This is a genomic window from Streptomyces sp. AMJ-169 (assembly GCF_055597585.1).
This window is the reverse complement of the sequence record NZ_JBVLTJ010000003.1, coordinates 70,131-85,925: the sequence shown is the minus strand read 5'-3', so window position 1 is coordinate 85,925 and position 15,795 is coordinate 70,131. Positions and strand designations below refer to the sequence as shown.

16 protein-coding genes are annotated in these 15,795 nt (G+C 71.5%); 9 read left to right on the top strand and 7 right to left on the bottom strand.

Annotated elements, in window-relative coordinates:
- The first annotated feature begins 122 nt into the window (after nucleotides 1-122).
- The gene (locus ACYUD3_RS08695) at nucleotides 123-1,421 is read left to right on the top strand and encodes an amidohydrolase family protein (protein ID WP_470966265.1); all 1,299 of its coding nucleotides are present in this window, start codon (nucleotides 123-125) and stop codon (nucleotides 1,419-1,421) included.
- A gap of 230 nt (nucleotides 1,422-1,651) precedes the next feature.
- Here the strand turns inward: ACYUD3_RS08695 and ACYUD3_RS08690 are convergent, their stop codons facing one another.
- Genes ACYUD3_RS08690 through ACYUD3_RS08680 form a run of 3 tightly spaced genes read right to left on the bottom strand, consistent with a single transcriptional unit; the run spans nucleotide 1,652 to nucleotide 4,393 of the window.
- A complete protein-coding gene (locus tag ACYUD3_RS08690) occupies nucleotides 1,652-3,016 on the bottom strand; it encodes a carbohydrate binding domain-containing protein (RefSeq protein ID WP_470966263.1) in 1,365 nt (454 codons plus the stop codon).
- A gap of 14 nt (nucleotides 3,017-3,030) precedes the next feature.
- Nucleotides 3,031-3,870 (bottom strand): hypothetical protein, encoded by an 840-nt coding sequence (locus ACYUD3_RS08685; RefSeq protein WP_470966260.1) that lies wholly within the window; start codon nucleotides 3,868-3,870, stop codon nucleotides 3,031-3,033.
- 19 nt (nucleotides 3,871-3,889) lie between these two features.
- Nucleotides 3,890-4,393, bottom strand: a complete 504-nt coding sequence (locus ACYUD3_RS08680; protein WP_470966258.1) for a hypothetical protein — start codon at nucleotides 4,391-4,393, stop codon at nucleotides 3,890-3,892.
- Between the two features lie 172 nt (nucleotides 4,394-4,565).
- Between ACYUD3_RS08680 and ACYUD3_RS08675 the strand changes: the two genes are divergently transcribed.
- From ACYUD3_RS08675 to ACYUD3_RS08660, 4 genes are read left to right on the top strand one after another with little or no spacing between them, the layout of a single operon-like run.
- Nucleotides 4,566-5,096 (top strand): RCC1 domain-containing protein, encoded by a 531-nt coding sequence (locus ACYUD3_RS08675; RefSeq protein WP_470966256.1) that lies wholly within the window; start codon nucleotides 4,566-4,568, stop codon nucleotides 5,094-5,096.
- Nucleotides 5,097-5,762, top strand: coding sequence for an RCC1 domain-containing protein (locus ACYUD3_RS08670; RefSeq protein ID WP_470967405.1), 666 nt, complete (start codon nucleotides 5,097-5,099; stop codon nucleotides 5,760-5,762).
- Nucleotides 5,752-6,909 carry an RCC1 domain-containing protein gene (locus ACYUD3_RS08665; protein WP_470966254.1) on the top strand — a complete coding sequence of 386 codons (1,158 nt, stop codon included), beginning with the start codon at nucleotides 5,752-5,754 and terminating at the stop codon, nucleotides 6,907-6,909. The genes ACYUD3_RS08670 and ACYUD3_RS08665 overlap by 11 nt, the downstream gene beginning before the upstream one ends.
- Nucleotides 6,910-6,925: 16 nt before the next feature.
- Nucleotides 6,926-8,089 (top strand): RCC1 domain-containing protein, encoded by a 1,164-nt coding sequence (locus ACYUD3_RS08660; RefSeq protein ID WP_470966251.1) that lies wholly within the window; start codon nucleotides 6,926-6,928, stop codon nucleotides 8,087-8,089.
- 52 nt (nucleotides 8,090-8,141) lie between these two features.
- Here ACYUD3_RS08660 and ACYUD3_RS08655 read toward each other — a convergent pair whose 3' ends face one another.
- Nucleotides 8,142-8,957 carry an SAM-dependent methyltransferase gene (locus ACYUD3_RS08655; RefSeq protein WP_470966249.1) on the bottom strand — a complete coding sequence of 272 codons (816 nt, stop codon included), beginning with the start codon at nucleotides 8,955-8,957 and terminating at the stop codon, nucleotides 8,142-8,144.
- 313 nt (nucleotides 8,958-9,270) lie between these two features.
- Here ACYUD3_RS08655 and ACYUD3_RS08650 point away from each other — a divergent pair, with 313 nt between their 5' ends.
- The 4 genes from ACYUD3_RS08650 (at nucleotide 9,271) to ACYUD3_RS08635 (ending at nucleotide 12,232) form a co-directional block, all read left to right on the top strand.
- The gene (locus ACYUD3_RS08650) at nucleotides 9,271-10,461 is read left to right on the top strand and encodes a CaiB/BaiF CoA transferase family protein (protein WP_470966246.1); all 1,191 of its coding nucleotides are present in this window, start codon (nucleotides 9,271-9,273) and stop codon (nucleotides 10,459-10,461) included.
- A gap of 51 nt (nucleotides 10,462-10,512) precedes the next feature.
- Entirely contained in the window at nucleotides 10,513-11,136 is a 624-nt protein-coding gene (locus ACYUD3_RS08645) for a TetR/AcrR family transcriptional regulator (protein WP_470966243.1), read from the top strand.
- A 70-nt stretch (nucleotides 11,137-11,206) separates the two neighbouring features.
- A complete protein-coding gene (locus ACYUD3_RS08640) occupies nucleotides 11,207-11,539 on the top strand; it encodes a hypothetical protein (protein ID WP_470966240.1) in 333 nt (110 codons plus the stop codon).
- A gap of 183 nt (nucleotides 11,540-11,722) precedes the next feature.
- Nucleotides 11,723-12,232: an NUDIX hydrolase gene (locus ACYUD3_RS08635; RefSeq protein ID WP_470966237.1), complete on the top strand. Its 510-nt coding sequence runs from the start codon at nucleotides 11,723-11,725 to the stop codon at nucleotides 12,230-12,232.
- Between the two features lie 44 nt (nucleotides 12,233-12,276).
- Here the strand turns inward: ACYUD3_RS08635 and ACYUD3_RS08630 are convergent, their stop codons facing one another.
- From ACYUD3_RS08630 to ACYUD3_RS08620, 3 genes are all read right to left on the bottom strand, one after another.
- Entirely contained in the window at nucleotides 12,277-13,722 is a 1,446-nt protein-coding gene (locus ACYUD3_RS08630) for a glyceraldehyde-3-phosphate dehydrogenase (RefSeq protein WP_470966234.1), read from the bottom strand.
- Between the two features lie 138 nt (nucleotides 13,723-13,860).
- A complete protein-coding gene (locus ACYUD3_RS08625) occupies nucleotides 13,861-15,300 on the bottom strand; it encodes an MFS transporter (RefSeq protein ID WP_470966231.1) in 1,440 nt (479 codons plus the stop codon).
- A gap of 37 nt (nucleotides 15,301-15,337) precedes the next feature.
- Entirely contained in the window at nucleotides 15,338-15,742 is a 405-nt protein-coding gene (locus ACYUD3_RS08620; RefSeq protein ID WP_470966229.1) for a DUF3291 domain-containing protein, read from the bottom strand.
- Between the last annotated feature and the right edge of the window lie 53 nt (nucleotides 15,743-15,795).

Genomic DNA, 15,795 nt, shown 5'->3' with positions numbered 1-15,795 from the left:
CTGAGCCCGGCCTCCGACTGAGCCCGGCCCCCGACCGAGCCGCACCCTTGGCCGAGCCTCACCCCCACCTCCGCCGAGCCTCACCCCCACCTCCGCCGAGCCGCACCCCTAGGAGCGTGTTCATGAACCGCGACGACATGATCCTGATCAGCGTCGACGACCACATCATCGAGCCCCCCGACCTCTTCGCGGCCCACCTCCCCGAGCGCTACAAGAAGGAGGCCCCGCGCCTCGTCCACAGCGAAGACGGCAGCGACATCTGGCAGTTCCGCGACAACCGCGTCGGCAACTCCGCCCTCAACGCGGTCGTGGGCCGGCCCAAAGAGGAGTACGGCATGGAGCCGCAGGGCCTCGACGAGATCAGGCCCGGCTGCTACGACGTCGACGAGCGGATCGCCGACATGAACGCGGGCGGCGTCCTCGCCCAGATGAACTTCCCCTCGTTTCCCGGGTTTTCGGCCCGGCTCTTCGCCACCGAGGACACCGGTCTCTCGCTGGCCCTCGTCCGCGCCTACAACGACTGGCACATCGACGAGTGGTGCGCCGCCCACCCCGGCCGCTTCATCCCCATGGCGCTGCCCGCCATCTGGGACGCGGAACTGTGCGCGCAGGAGATCCGCCGCGTCGCCGACAAGGGCTGCCACTCCCTGACCTTCCCCGAGAACCCCGTCCCGCTCGGCTACCCCAGCTTCCACTCCGGGTACTGGGACCCGGTCTGGCGGGCGCTGACCGACTGCGGCACGGTCATGAACCTCCACATCGGCTCCTCCGGCCGGCTCGCCGTCACCTCCGCCGACGCCCCGCCCGACGTGATGATCACCCTCCAGCCCATCAACTTGGTACAGGCGGCGGCCGACTTGATGTGGTCGCGGGTGCTCAAGGAGTACCCCACGCTGAAGATCGCCCTCTCCGAAGGCGGCACCGGCTGGATCCCGTACTTCCTCGAACGGCTCGACCGCACCTACGCGATGCACGCCACCTGGACGCTCCAGGACTTCGGCGGCAAGCTGCCCTCCGAGATCTTCCGCGAGCACTTCCTGACCTGCTTCATCTCCGATCCCGTCGGCGTGAAGCTGCGCCATGAGATCGGCATCGACAACATCTGCTGGGAGGCGGACTACCCGCACAGCGACTCGATGTGGCCGAACGCCCCGGAAGAGCTCCACGAGGTCCTGACGGCGAACGCGGTCACGGACGAAGAGGCCGCCAAGATAACGCACTTGAACGCCATGCGCTGGTACTCCTTCGACCCCTTCGCCCATGTCCCCCGGGACCGGGCGACGGTGGGCGCCCTGCGCAGCGCGGCGGCCGGACACGACGTCTCGATCAAGCCCCGCAGCCGCCAAGTCATCGAGCCCGCCGAGAAGTTGGCGGTCTACCGAAAGAAGGCGGAGGCGGCGCTGGCGGCACGGGGGGAGTGAGGGGGCGACGGGGGAGGGGGTGGGCGGCACACCGACCAGCTCAACGCCGGCACGCCGGCCAGCTCAACGCCGGCACGCCGCTCAGCCCAACGCCGGCGCGCCGGCCAGCTCAACGGTGGCACGTCGCTCAGCTCAACGCCGGCACGCCGGCCAGCTCAACGCCGGCACGCCGCCCAACCCCTCCGCCGGCACGCCGCCCACCCCAACTCCCGCCCGCCCCAACAGACTTGTCAGCCCAACCGCCGCACCCCCGGCATCGTAGGCGCCGTAACCCCCGCCACCCCCTTGTCCGCCGACCCCGCCGGCGCCCCCGCCCCCACCGGAGTCGTCGTCATCGGCCGTTCCGCCGTGCACCGCTGCTTCTCCGCCGCCGACATGGGCCCCGTCCGCTGCAACAGCCGGTCAGGCACCGCGCGTGAGGGGCCGTCGACGACGGCGTGCACGCGGTAGTCGTCCTTCTTGCTGACGAACCACCCCTCCACCCGCTCCCGCGTCGGCTGGAGCTCGACCCAGCTCACCTCGCCGGGCTGGATGCGCTCGACGACGGTCCGCTGGTCGCTGCTGAACCACTGCCACGGCCGCTGCCAGGCCTTCTCGTACGCGGCGGCGAACTGGGCCGCCATCGGACGGGACTTGACCCGCTTCTCGTCCTCCGCGCGGTCGCCGGAGGTGGGCAGCCGGGCGACCTCCTCCAGGGACTGGCCGGCGTCGGCGTAGGTCTGCGCGACGCTGTCGTGACTGCGCTCGGCGAAGCTCAACACCCGGGTGTGCTCAAGGGTGTTGCGGGTGCAGTTGATGAACGCCTCGCCCACGACCCGGGATTGGCCGTAGTAACGGAAAGAGGTCCGCCGGTCGGGCTGGAACGCGCACGCGTTCTCCCCGTTGCACGCGGCCAGCGCGTTGTGCAGCCACTTCTCCTTCTCGTTGCCCTTGAAGGCCTCCGAGGTCCCCAGTGACATCCGGTCGACGGTCTGGTCGACGGCCGGCGGCACCTCGACGGCCCGCACCCGCGCCACCATCGGCGAACACGTGATGTGCGTCTTGGAGTTGGCCACCTTGGACGTGAAGGTGAGCAGCGGCTCGTTCTCCCCGGCGGTGAAGCTGTACGACCGCTGAGTCCACACCCCCTTGCCCGCCGTGCCCTTGACCCGCCCGGGGTCACCGGCGGTGGTGACCGCCTGGACGGCGCCCCCGCCCGCCTCGACCGTGTACGGCTGCCCGTCCGCGACCTCGGCCGGCAGGCACTCCTTGGACACGGCCGGGCTGTCCTCGTAGCTCACCGTCACCCGCGCCCCGGTCCGCACCCCGCGCAGCCGCTGGGAGAGGGTGTTGCCGTCCTTCTGGAGGGCGACGCCGTGGGAGCCGTCGGTCCGGCCGGACGCGGCGGGGGAGTAACGCTGGTTCGCGCCGGTCCAGTTGTCGATGCCGACGGTCGTCGGCCCGTCGCCCTTCATCGCGGGGTCGGCGAAATCGCCGTTGAGGACACCGACGGGCTGTTCACCAGGAGCCGGGGGCGCCGAAAGAGAGACGGCGACAGAAGGCGCGGCCAGCGCGAGCGAGGCCAGGGCAGGGACGATCAGCAGAGTTCTGCGCATCAAGTGGCTCCGAATCAAGGGGTGTTGTCGCCGTCGGGCGCCGAGTTGCCGGTGGGCCGCGTCCCCTGGCACACGTTCGCCGGGGCCGCGTAGGTCTGCGCGACGAACGAGCTGGTGTTGACCATCGACGGGCTGTCCACGGAGATCCCGAGGATCTTGCTGCCGATGTCGGTGATGAGGTTCCCGGTGACCCGCCGCATCGCCGCGCTCGCCCCGAACACCAGCATGTCGTGCGGTTTGACGACCGTCTTGTACGTCGTCGCCTCGGTGTTGTCGACCGTCCAGGACTTGGAGTACGTCGCCTTGAACGCGGCCTCGAACGCGAGCTTCGCGCTCATCGAGCCGGCGAGCTTCGCCCCGCCCGCCACGGACGTCTTCGTACCGTTCTCGGAGGTCGGCCCCTCCTTGAGGTTCGGGGTCTTGTGGTTGCTGGTGATGTCGTTGCTGAGGTTGGTGGTGACCTCGCCCGACGCGCTGACCTGGCCCTCGACGCCGACCTTCCCGGAGATCTCGCCGCCGATGTTGTCGGTGCTGCTGGTGCGCAGCGTGACCGTGCGGTCGACGTTCATGTCGTTCTGGGTGCAGTTGTACACCGAGTTGCCGAGCGACCGTACGGCGGTGGCGAACTCGCGGTCCAGCAGCCGGTTGATGTGGAAGGAGCACGCGGACTGCTTCGTCTCGCAGCGCTTCAGGACGTCGGCGATCTTCGCGGGCCTCCCGTCGGGTCCCACCGCCCGCGCGGCCGGCATCGGGCCGGGGTCGCCCGCCCCGGGCGGCGGCGGGGCGGCGCAGACGGGCGCGGCGAGCGCGAGGGAGGCCAGGACGGGGACGAGCACGGTGAGCGGACGGCGCATGGGGATCTCCTAGCGGGCTTCAGGAACCGAGCAGCGAGCACATCTGGCCGACGGGGACGGGCGTCTCACCGGCGCCGGCCGGCAGGGTCCCGGCGAAGCCGGAGCAGACGCCGTCCGAGGCCGCCGAGGCGTTGGCGCCGGGCTCCGTCTTGAACCCGGAGATCGTCGAGGTCATGTCGGTGATCCCGTCCTTCTCCGAGGCCCCCGACCCGGCGAGCTTCTCCATGCAGGACGACGACCCCGGCTCGCACTCCTTGAGCTGCTTGCCGACGCCGTCGATCGTCTTCTGCGCGTTCGCCGCGTCGGCCTCGGTCTTCTTCTGCTGCTCCTCGATCTTCTGCGCCTCCTCCGCGTTGGCCTCGTTGTCCTTGCAGGCCTGGTCGTCGGGCTTGCACTCCTCGACAGGAGCGACGGCGGGGACGGCGTACGCACCGGAACAGCCGGCGAGCGTCCCCGAGGACAGGGCGAGCGCGAGGGCGCAGACGGACAGCAGACGGCGTATGAAACGCCCCCAAATCAACAAGACACACAGAAGTCGATCAAGGAACTCGAACGGGCGGCGGTCAATCAGGTGCTTCGGCCAACTCGGCTCGCGCCGTTGATCATTTACGGCGAGGCTGCTCAAGGACGTCCCCACCGAATCCACGGCCAAGGGCACCGGCATGCCCGGACCCGGCCCGAAGACAAGGAGAGCCATGTCCCTGCGCACATCCACCGCCCGCCGGGCGGCCGTGATCGCCGCCGCGGTCGCCGCCACCCTCGCGCTCGCCCCCGCGGCCGGCGCCAACGAGGGCAACCCGACCGTCCTGAGCTGGGGCGCCGGACGCACCGGCCAGCTCGGCAACGGCACTCTCTCCGACAGCCTCTCGCCCGCCTCGGTGACCAGCCTCTTCCGCGGCGACGTCGACCAGATGTCGGCCGGCGGCACCTCCTCCGCCGACTCCTTCGCCCTCGCCCGCACCGACAAGACCGTCAAGGCCTGGGGCCACAACTCCTCCGGCCAGCTCGGCAACGGCGGCAACACCAACCAGGCCGTGCCCATCACCGTCCCCGGCCTCGACAACATCAAGGACATCGCCGCCGGCGGCCGGCACGCCCTCGCCCTCAACACCTCGGGCCAGGTCTACGCCTGGGGCGACAACTCCTACGGCCAGCTCGGCAACAACCGCACCGGGGACAGCCGTACCGCCCCCGACCGGGTCCAGGGCATGCCCAAGGTCAAGTAGATCTCCGCCGGCTGCGACTTCAGCCTCGCGCTGCTGGAGAACGGCAAGGTCTACGCCTGGGGCCGCGGCATCCACGGCCAGCTCGGCACCGGCAACCGCGCCACCAGCTCCGTACCCCGCCAGGTCAAGGGCCTGGAAAACGTTGTCAAGGTCGCCGCCGGCTGCTACCACGCCCTCGCGATCACCGCCGACGACACCGTCAAGGCCTGGGGCTACAACCTCTACGGCCAGCTCGGCAACTCCTCCACCAAGTCCGCGACCGAACCCGTCGACGTCGACTGGCTGGAGAACGTCTCCGACATCACCACCGGCGCCTTCCACAACTACGCGACGACCAGCGACAGCCACGTCTACGGCTGGGGCAACAACCAGTACGGCCAGCTCCTCGAGGGCGACCAGGCCGACGGCGACAACATCTCCCGCACCAACCGCACCGCGCCCGTCGAGATCCCCCGCCTGGAGGGCGTCCAGCACCTCGCCGCCGGCGCCCGGCACGGCGTCGCCGTCACCGCCGACGACGTCTTCACCTGGGGCAACAACAGCGAGGGCCAGCTGGGCAACGGGACGACCGTGTCGCGCTACGACTCCGTGAGGATCCTCAAGGAGGGGTCGGCGATCAAGAACGTGGCCGCCTCGCTCGGGGGCAACACGACGTATGCGTACTAGGGCGGTCGCGCTGGCGGCGGTGGTGCTGCTGGGGGCGGCCGGACCGGCGCGGGCCCGGGGTCCGGCCGATCCGAGCGATCCGTGGGTGCGCGGCTGGGGGCTGAACAGCACCGGGCAGCTCGGCACCGGGGACACCCTCGACCAGCTGACCCCCTCGGTCGTCACCGGCCTGCGCCGCGCCGACGTACGGCAGCTGAGCGGGGGCGGCGGCAGCGCCAACGGCTTCGCGCTCGCGCTGCTGAACGACGGCACGGTCCGGGCCTGGGGCGCGGGCGCGTCCGGCCAGCTCGGCGACGGTACGACGACACAGCGGCCGTATCCGGCGGCCGTGACCGGAGTCGACCAGGCGTCGCGGGTCGCCGCCGGGCTCAGCTTCGGCGTCGCCGTCCGCGGCGGCCGGATGCTGGCCTGGGGATCCAACGGCAACGGCCAGCTCGGCAACGGCTCGACCGGCGGCTCGAACCCGCTGCCCGCGCCGGTGCAGAGCCTGAACCGGGTCAAGGACGTCAAGGCCGGGTGCAGTCACGCGCTCGCCCTCCGGGAGGACGGCACGGTGTGGGCCTGGGGCCGCAACGACACGGGCCAGCTCGGTGACGGCAACACGGGCGACCGCGACACCCCGGGCCGGGTGCCGGAGCTGACGGGCGCCGTCTCGATCGCCGCCGGCTGCTCCTACAGCCTCGCCGTCATGGCCGACGGCCGGGTCAAGGCCTGGGGCGCCAACGCGCACGGCCAGCTCGGCGACGGCAGTACCAAGAACAGCAGCACTCCGGTGGACGTCCCGCTCCTGTCGGACGTGACCGCGCTCCACGCCGGCACCTATCACACCCTCGCCGTCCTCAAGGACGGCACCGTCCGCGCCTGGGGCCTCAACAGCCAAGGGCAGCTCGGCGACGGCACGACCACCAACCGCCGCAGCCCCGTGCCGGTGGCCGGTCTGACCGGCGCGGTCTCCGTGGCCGCCAGCTGGCGCTACAGCCTCGCGGCCCGCGACGACGGCTCGGTCGTCGCGTGGGGCGAGAACGCGAGGGGCCAGCTCGGCGACGGCACCACGACCTCGTCCCTGACCCCGGTCACCGTCCTCCCCCCGGACAGCGGCGCGACCGAGGTCTCGGCCTCCCTCACGGACACCAGCTACGCCTACTGAACCGAAAGGCACCACCTTGCGACCACTCCTCCTCACGGCCCTAGCCGCCACCACCCTCACCCTCACCACCCCCGCCCAAGCCACCGCAGGACCCGCCGACCCCTGGGTCCGCTCCTGGGGCGACAACGCCTACGGCCAGCTCGGCAACGGCAGCCTCCTCGCGCAGCAGACCCCGGCGGCCGTCGTCGGCATCGGCCGGGACGACGTCCGCAGGGTCTCCGGCGGAGGCGGCACCGCCAACAAGGACGCCTTCGCGGTCGCCCTCCTCAACGACGGCACGGTCAAGAGCTGGGGCGCCAACACCTCCGGCCAGCTCGGCAACGGCACGATCGTGGCCCAGTCGTTCCCGGCGACCGTCGCCGGACTGACCGGCGTCAGCGACCTCTCGGCGGGCGCGGACCACGTGCTCGCCGTCAAGGGCGGCCGGATCCTCGCCTGGGGCAGCAACAAGACCAAGCAGCTCGGCACCGGCCAGGACACCACCAACCCCTACAAGACCCCGATGCCCGTGCAGAGCCTGGACAAGGTGAAGAACGTCGGCGCGGGCTGCGGGTTCAGCGTGGCGCTGCGGCAGGACGGCACCGTCTGGACCTGGGGCGCGGGCGCCAACGGCCGTCTCGGCACGGGCGCGAGCACCGACCGCGAGACCCCGATGCAGGTCCCGGACCTCACAGACGTCGACGCCGTCGCCGTCGGCTGCGACCACGTCCTCGCGCTCACCGCCGACGGCGTCGTCAAGGCCTGGGGCAAGGGCGGCGAGGGGCAGTTGGGCGACGACAAGAAGGCCGACAGCAACAAGCCGGTCGACGTCACCTACCTCGACACGGTCGCGAAGATCTTCGCCACCAACGGCTCCTCGTTCGCGGTCCTCGACGACGGCAGCGTCCAGGCCTGGGGCAAGAACGACACCCGCCAGCTCCTCGACGGCACCACCGCCAACCGCACCAGCCCGGTCCCCATCGACACCCTCAAGGGCGTCCAGGAGATCTCCGGCGGCCTCGACTACTCCCTCGCCGCCCTCGACGACGGCTCGGTCATCGGCTGGGGCGCCAACGCGGCGGCCCAGCTCGGCGACGGCACGGTCGTCGCCCCGCCCGGTACGACGAGGGCGCTGCCGCCGGGCAGCGGGATCACGCACGTCACCGCGACGGTCCAGGGCAGGTCGAGCTTCGCCTACTGACCCGACGGCGAGCGGGGCCGGGAGAACCCAACTCCCCGGCCCCGCCCGGCACTTACGCCTTGCGGCCGACCGCCCCGTACGCGTCCACGTACACCTTCTCCGCCCCCGGCGCCGGCCGCCACTCGGTCACCTGGACCACGCCCGGCTCCAGCACCTCGAGCCCCTCGAAGAACCCGGCGATCTCCTCGACGCCGCGCACGTAGTAGGGCACGGCCCCGCTCTCGTTGTACGCGTTCGAGGCGGCGACCATGCCCTCGCTGGTCGACGTCGAGTCGCTGATCACGAGGTGGCTCCCGGTCGGCAGCCCGGCGACGAGATCGCTCACCAGCTTGCGCGCCCGGTCGTAATCGGCCACGTGGCCAAGGGTGTTGAGGATCATCAGCGCGATCGGCTGCGAGAAGTCCAGGGTGCCGGACGCCGCTTCGAGGATCGACGCCGGGTCGTACATGTCGGCGTCCAGGTACGCCGTCCTCCCCTCCGGCGTGCTGGTCAGGAGCGCGTTGGCGTGGGCCAGGACGATCGGGTCGTTGTCGACGTACACGATCTTCGCCTCGGGGGCCACGCGCTGGGCCACCTCGTGGGTGTTGTCGGCCGTCGGCAGGCCCGTGCCGATGTCGAGGAACTGCCGGATGCCGACCTCGCCCGCGAGGTGCGTGACCGCGCGGCCCAGGAAGTGGCGGCTGGTCACGGCGACGTCCACGAGACCGGGGAAGATCTCCTTGATCTGGTCGCCGATCTCGCGGTCCACCTCGTAGTTGTCCTTGCCGCCCACGAAGTAGTTCCAGAACCGCGCCGAGTGGGGCGTGGAGGTGTCGATCCGGGAACGCGCGTCCTGGGCAAGGCTGGCGGGGGATGGGGTGTCCGGCACGGCGGATCCTCCTGCGGATCGTGACAGCTGATCAGGACGCCACCCTAGGGGAACGCCCAAGCGGCGAAAGCCAGTTGAGACCGGCTGTCCATACGGAACGTCAGGTTTTGGCCAGGGCTGTGGTGGTCACCCCGGCCGCCTCTGTATACGGCAGGCCAGCCCGGCACCGTTCACCTTTTCTCCACGCGTGACACGTGAATCGGCCGGAAATCGACGGTCGGGCGACCGGAACGCGCCGCCGCGCGGGGTATGGCCCCTCAGGAGACGGCCCGCGATGTCCCGGCGGGCCGCCCCCGTCCCCGGAGGTCACCGCATGCCCGGCCCCCTGCCCCTGTCCGGCATCACCGTCGTCAGCGTCGAACAGGCCGTGGCCGCCCCCTACGCCACCCGCCAGCTCGCCGACCTCGGCGCCAGGGTCGTCAAGGTGGAGCGGCCGGGCGGCGGCGACTTCGCCCGCCGGTACGACCGGACCGTGCACGGCGAGTCCAGCTATTTCGTCTGGCTGAACCGCTCCAAGGAGTCCGTCACCCTCGATCTGAAGACCCCGCCCGGCCGGAAGATCCTGGACCAACTCCTCGGCGGAGCCGATGTGTTCGTGCAGAACCTCGCCCCCGGCGCCGCCGCCCGCCTCGGCCTCGGCGCGGACGCCCTGCGCGCCCGCTTCCCGGACCTGATCCCCTGCGCGGTCACCGGCTACGGCTCCACCGGCCCCTGGTCCGACCGCAAGGCCTACGATCTGCTGATCCAGTGCCAGACCGGCCTGGTCTCCCTCACCGGCACCCCCGAGTCCACCGCCCGCGTCGGCGTCTCCGTCGCCGACATCGCCGCCGGGATGTACGCCTACTCGGGCATCCTCACCGCCCTTCTCGCCCGCGCCACCACCGGCGCCGTACACCCCGTCGAGGTCTCCCTCTTCGAGGCGCTCGCCGAATGGATGGGCCAGCCCGCCAACTACACGCGCTTCAGCGGGAGTCAGCCGCCCAGAGCCGGCACCCGGCACGCCACGATCGCCCCCTACGGCGCCTTCACCTGCGCCGACGGCAAGGACGTCCTGTTCTCGGTGCAGAACGAGCGCGAGTGGGCGGCGCTGTGCGCGCGGTTCCTGGACGACCCCGCGCTGACCGGCGACCCGCGGTTCGCGACCGGCGCCGAACGTGTCGTCCACCGTGCCGAGTTGGACGCGATCGTCGCCGAGCGCTGCGCCCGGGCGCCGAGCACGGAGGTGATGAAGGCGCTGGATGCGGCGGGCATCGCCAACGCCGGGGTCAACGACGTCGCGGAGTTCCTCGACCACCCGGTCCTCGCCGGGCGCGGGCGGTGGCGGGACGTGCCGATCCCCGGGGGCGCACGGATACCGGCGCTGATCCCGCCCGTCGACCTCGCCGGCGTCGCACCCCGGATGGACGCGGTCCCGGCGGCGGGGGAGCACACCGACGCCGTGCTGGCCGAACTCGGGTACGGCGCGGCCGAGATCGCGGGGCTGCGGGCCGACGGGGTCGTCTGACCGTCAGGGGCCGGCTCGGCGGCTGACGTAGGGTGGCGGGCGGGAGGCGACATGACGGCGCAGGTCAGACGGGTGCCCAACGCGCGCGGTGAGGGCGAGCGGCTGCGGCAGGAGATCCTCGACGCCGCCACCCGCATCCTGGAGGACACCGGCCGCGAGGACGCCCTGTCGCTGCGCGGCGTCGCCCGCGAGGTCGGCATCTCCGCGCCCAGCGTCTATCTCCACTTCAAGGACAAGACCGACCTCGTCTCGACGGTCCTCGCCGCCGCCTACCGCGCCCTTGCCGCCGCGATGCGGGAGGCGGGGGAGTCGGGCGAGGGGCCCGGCGAACGCCTGCGCGCGACCGTCAGGGCCTACCGCCGCTTCGCCGTCGACAAACCCCGCCGCTACCGGCTGATGTTCAGCCTGGAGTACGAGCCCGAGCGGCCCCCCACCGACGAGCGGCCCCTGGCGGCTGTCCTGGGCATGTGGACGGCGGCGGTCGACGCGTACCTGGCCGCCGTACGCCCCGATCAGCGCGGCGACGCGGAGATCCTGGGCATCCATCTGTGGACCGCGCTCCACGGCCAGTTGGTCCTCTGGCGCACGCTCACGCATCTCCACGGGGGTGACGAGGAGGCCCTGGCCGAGAAGGAGGACTCCCTCCTGTGCCGACTCCTCCCGGGCCCCGCCTGACCCCGGAAAGCCGGGCAACTCGCCCTCTCCTGGGCTGAGTTGGGGCGGCCGGCAGGCAAGGGGGGGCCGGATGACCGTCACTTCGCGCGTCCCCGCCGGGTGGCGGCCGTACCTCGAACTGCTGCGGCTGGACCGGCCGGTGGGGCTCGGGCTGCTGCTCCTGGTGTACGGGGCGCTGTCGCGCGGGGCCGCCGGCGGGCTGAACGAGGTGCTGGACGCGCGGTTCGACGCGCAGGTGCCGCGCGCGGCGGGGCGGGCGGTGGTGCTGTGCGTCGCGGTGGGGGCCGTCGCCCCGCTGGTCATGGGGTTCTGGAGTGCGGAGGCCGTGCTGTGGGCGGCGGCCGGGGCGCCCCTCGCGGCGGTGTGTGTTCTCGGGGCCGTGCTCGCGGGGCGGGCCGGCTGACTCCCGCCGGGTACGCCGTGCCCCGCGTCCCCAACGCCGCGCCCCCGTATCCAGAACGCCCCGCATCCCCAACGCCGCCCCCCGCTCCCGCACTTCGCACGCGAGCCGACCGGTTTCCCGTCCCCACAAGGCGAGTTCGTCGTTGGACAGTGCGTGACCCCCGACCGTCCGGAAGGAACCGCCGTGGACCAGAGCACTGTCGCCGTCGAGACCTGGCTGCCCCGCGAGGAGTGGGTGAAGACCCTGCCCCAGGCGCTGCTCGCGTCCTGCGTGCTGCTGTTCGACGACGCCGGGAGGGTGCTGCTCCTGCGCTACGCGCCCAGTCAACTCGCCGCCGGTGACTGGTGGTTGCCCGGCGGGATGCTCGACCACGGCGAGGACCCCGCGACGGCGGCCCGGCGCGAGCTGCGCGAGGAGGCCGGCCTTGAGGTGGAGTCCTGCCGGCTGATCGGCGTCGACCACCGGGCGGACGTGGGCGGCACCGGAGCCGTCCTCGACCTCTACTTCCACGGCGGCACCCTGCCCCCCGGCACCCCGGTCCGGCTCAGCCACGAACACGACCGGTACGCCTTCCACCACCTCGCCGACCTCACCGCCCTCCTCACCCCGGCCCACCTGCGCACCCTGACGGCGCTGCACGGGGCGGCGCTGTCAGGGACGGCGGTGTGCCTGCGGGACGGGGTCCCCGGCTGACAGCCGGCCCCGTTCAAAGAGAGCGCCCCGCTCGGAGAGCCGACTCAGACGGCCGGCGCCGGATACGTCGGGTACTCCACCCCGGACACGTGCTGCACGACCCGCACGACCTGGCAGGAGTACCCGAACTCGTTGTCGTACCAGAGGTACAGGATCGCGTTGTCGCCCTCCACCTTCAGCGCCCCCGCGTCCACGATCGAGGCGTGCCGCGAGCCGATGAAGTCGCTGGAGACGGCGTCCGGGGCGGTCGTGAAGTCGATCTGCCGCTTCAGCGGCGAGGTCAGCGACACCTCGCGCAGATAGTCGTGCACCTCCTCGCGCGAAGCCTCCCGGGAGAGCTGGAGGTTGAGGATCGCGATCGACACGTCCGGGACGGGGACGCGGATCGAGCTGCCCGTGATCCGCGCCCGGAGGTCGGGCAGCGCCTTCTGGACGGCCGAGGCCGCGCCGGTCTCCGTGATCACCATGTTGAGCGGCGCGGACCGGCCCCGCCGCTCCGACTTGTGGTAATTGTCCAGCAGGTTCTGGTCGTTGGTGAAGGAGTGCACGGTCTCGACGTGCCCGCGCCGCACCCCGAACGCGTCGTCCATCGCCTTCAGCGGCGGCACGATCGCGTTGGTCGTGCAGGACGCGCAGGACAGCACCTGCTCGTCGGGCTTGATGGTGTGGTGGTTGACGCCGTGCACGATGTTGGGGACGTCGCCCTTGCCGGGCGCGGTGAGCACGACCTTGGCGACCCCGGGCCGCAGATGCCGCGAAAGCCCTTCGCGGTCACGCCACTTGCCGGTGTTGTCGATGAGGATCGCGTCGGAGATCCCGTACGCGGTGTAGTCGACCTCGGAGGGGTCGTTCGCGTAGATCACCTTGATCTCGTTGCCGTTGGCGGTGATCGTGCCGCCCGTCTCGTCGACGGTGATCGTGCCGTGGAACTGGCCGTGGATGGAGTCCCGGCGCAGCAGCGAGGCCCGCTTCACCAGGTCGCCGTCGCCGCCGCCGCGCACGACGATCGCGCGCAGCCGAAGGCCGTTGCCCGAACCGGACTTCTCGATCAGCAGCCGGGCCACGAGCCGTCCGATGCGGCCGAAGCCGTACAGGACCACATCGCGTCCGACGCCCCGCTCGATCTTGTTGGCGCCGGTCGCGCCCGCCACCGCGTCGGCCGTGAACTCCTGGACGGTCAGGCCGCGTTCATCCGTGCGGTGGAGCGCGGCCAGCATGCCGATGTCGATCTGCGCCGGGCCGAGGTCGAGCGTCGTGAGCGCGCGCAGGAACGGCATCGTCTCGGTGACCGACAGCTCCTCGCCCGCGATCTGCCGGGCGAACCGGTGGGTTTTGAGGATGCTGACGACCGACTTGTTGACCAGGGAGCGGCTGTGGACGAGGACGGTCACGTCCCGCTCACGGTGCAGCTTCCCGATGATCGGGATCATCGACTCCGCGATCTCCTCGCGGTTCTTCCAGTTGGTGAACGAGTCCTCGTTGACAGTCACAAGCGCTCTCTTTCGAGCTAGGCAGCGCTCATATGCTAACCCGGCGTTCGCATAAGTATGCGAGACGGCCGGGACCGACACCCTTGACGGGGGATCAAAGGGTGTCGGTCCCGACCGCCGGTCGGGGGAGAGGAAGCCTTACGCGCCGGGCCGCACCTTCTTCGGGATCCCGAGCGCCGCCACGGCCCCCGCGAACACGACCGCGACCCCGACCCACACGGCCGGATGCAGCCCGTCCACGAACTCCTGCGGACTCCGCGTGCTGCCATGAGCGACGAACACCGTGCTCAGTACGGCGATCCCGAGCGCGCCGCCGATCTCACGGACCGTGTTGTTGGCGCCCGACGCCTTGCCCGCGAACTCCTTGTGCACCGAGCCGAGCACGACGGCCGCCGTCGGCGCGAAGACGAAGCCCATGCCGACACCGGCCACGATCATCGGCCCGACCAGTGACGAGTACTCCGTGTCGGTGCCCGCGAAGAGGTTGATCCAGCCGAGGCCGACGCCCTGGAGGAACAGCCCCAGCGCCATCAGCCGCCCGCCGCCGACCTTGTCGGAGAGGATGCCGGCCACCGGCGCCACGAACATCGGCATCAGCGTCCACGCCAGAGTGCGCACCCCGGCCTCCAGCGGCGTGCGCTGCGGCACGATCTGGAGGTACTGCGCGAGCAGGAACAGCGAGCCGAACACCCCGAAGTACATCGCCGCCGACACCACGTTGGTCAGCGTGAACGCGCGCACCTTGTAGAACGACAGCGGCAGCATCGGCTGCTCGGTGCGCGACTCCCAGTAAACGAACCCCGCCAGCAGCACCGCCCCGGCCACGAACGCGCCGAGCACCTTCGCCGACGTCCAGCCGTCCGCCTCGCCGTTCACGATGCCCCACACCACCGCGCACAGCCCGCCCGCCGCGAGCAGCATGCCGGCCAGGTCGAGCCGCACCCCCGGCAGCGAGCTCTCCTTCAGCGCGAACAGCACCAGCGGGATCGCCACGACGCACACCGGCACGTTGATCCAGAAGATCCACCGCCAGTCCAGACCGTCGACGACCGCGCCGCCGACCACCGGGCCCATCGCGACCGCGAGCCCGCTCACCCCGGACCACACGCCCAGCGCCATCCCGCGCAGCCGCTCCGGCACCGCCTGCGACAGCAGCGTCAGCGACAGCGGCATCACCGCGGCGCCGCCGACGCCCTGGATCACCCGGAACGTGATCAGCTGCGCGCTGGTGTCGGCGAGCCCGCAGCCGATCGAGGAGAGCGTGAACAGCGCGATCCCGGCGACGAACACCCGCCGCCGCCCGAACCGGTCACCGAGCGCGGCTCCGGTCATCAGCAGACACGCGAAGCTCAGCACATAGGCGTTCACGAACCACTGCAACTGCTGCGTGTCCGCCTTCAGGTCCACGGCCAGCGTGTGCAGCGCCGTGGAGACGACGAGGTTGTCGAGCGCGACCATGAACATCGGCACGGACGCCGCGACGATCGCGAGCCAGAGGGGGATACGACGGCCCTGGTCGGCCGGCGCGGGCGGCGCCGCCGGCTCCTCGGCGACCGCGCTCTCTTCGGACAGGGTCATGACGGTGTTTCTCCTGGTGAGGGTGGGTGTACGGGGGTCAGCTGGGGCTGTCCTGCGCGGCCTTCGCCAGCCGGCGCTTCGCGTCCGCCCAGTCGAGGGCGAGCCCGGCCGCCGGGGCCTGCCAGAAGGTGAAGACCGACCGCTTCATCGAAGATCGCAGCCCCGTCATCACCGACTTGTGCGGCTCCGCGCGGGCGTACCGGTACAGCGCGTCCTTGTCCTCCCAGGCCGACAGGGTCCAGAACACGCCCTTGAACGGCTCGGCGATCAGCGACGCGGAGTACGCGCCCGGCGCGCTCCTGACCTGCTTCCACGCCGCCAGCGACTTGGCGAAGAAGCGGGGCACGTCGGAAAGTCCGCGCACTTCCAGACGGGACGCCATGACGAAGGCCTCGGCGTCCGGGGCGGGCGGGGTGTCGGAGGTCCAGCGCAGGGTGGGCATGGCGGGCGGCTTTCTTCGAAAGGGCGGCACGAGACGGCCCGGATCGGGCGGGC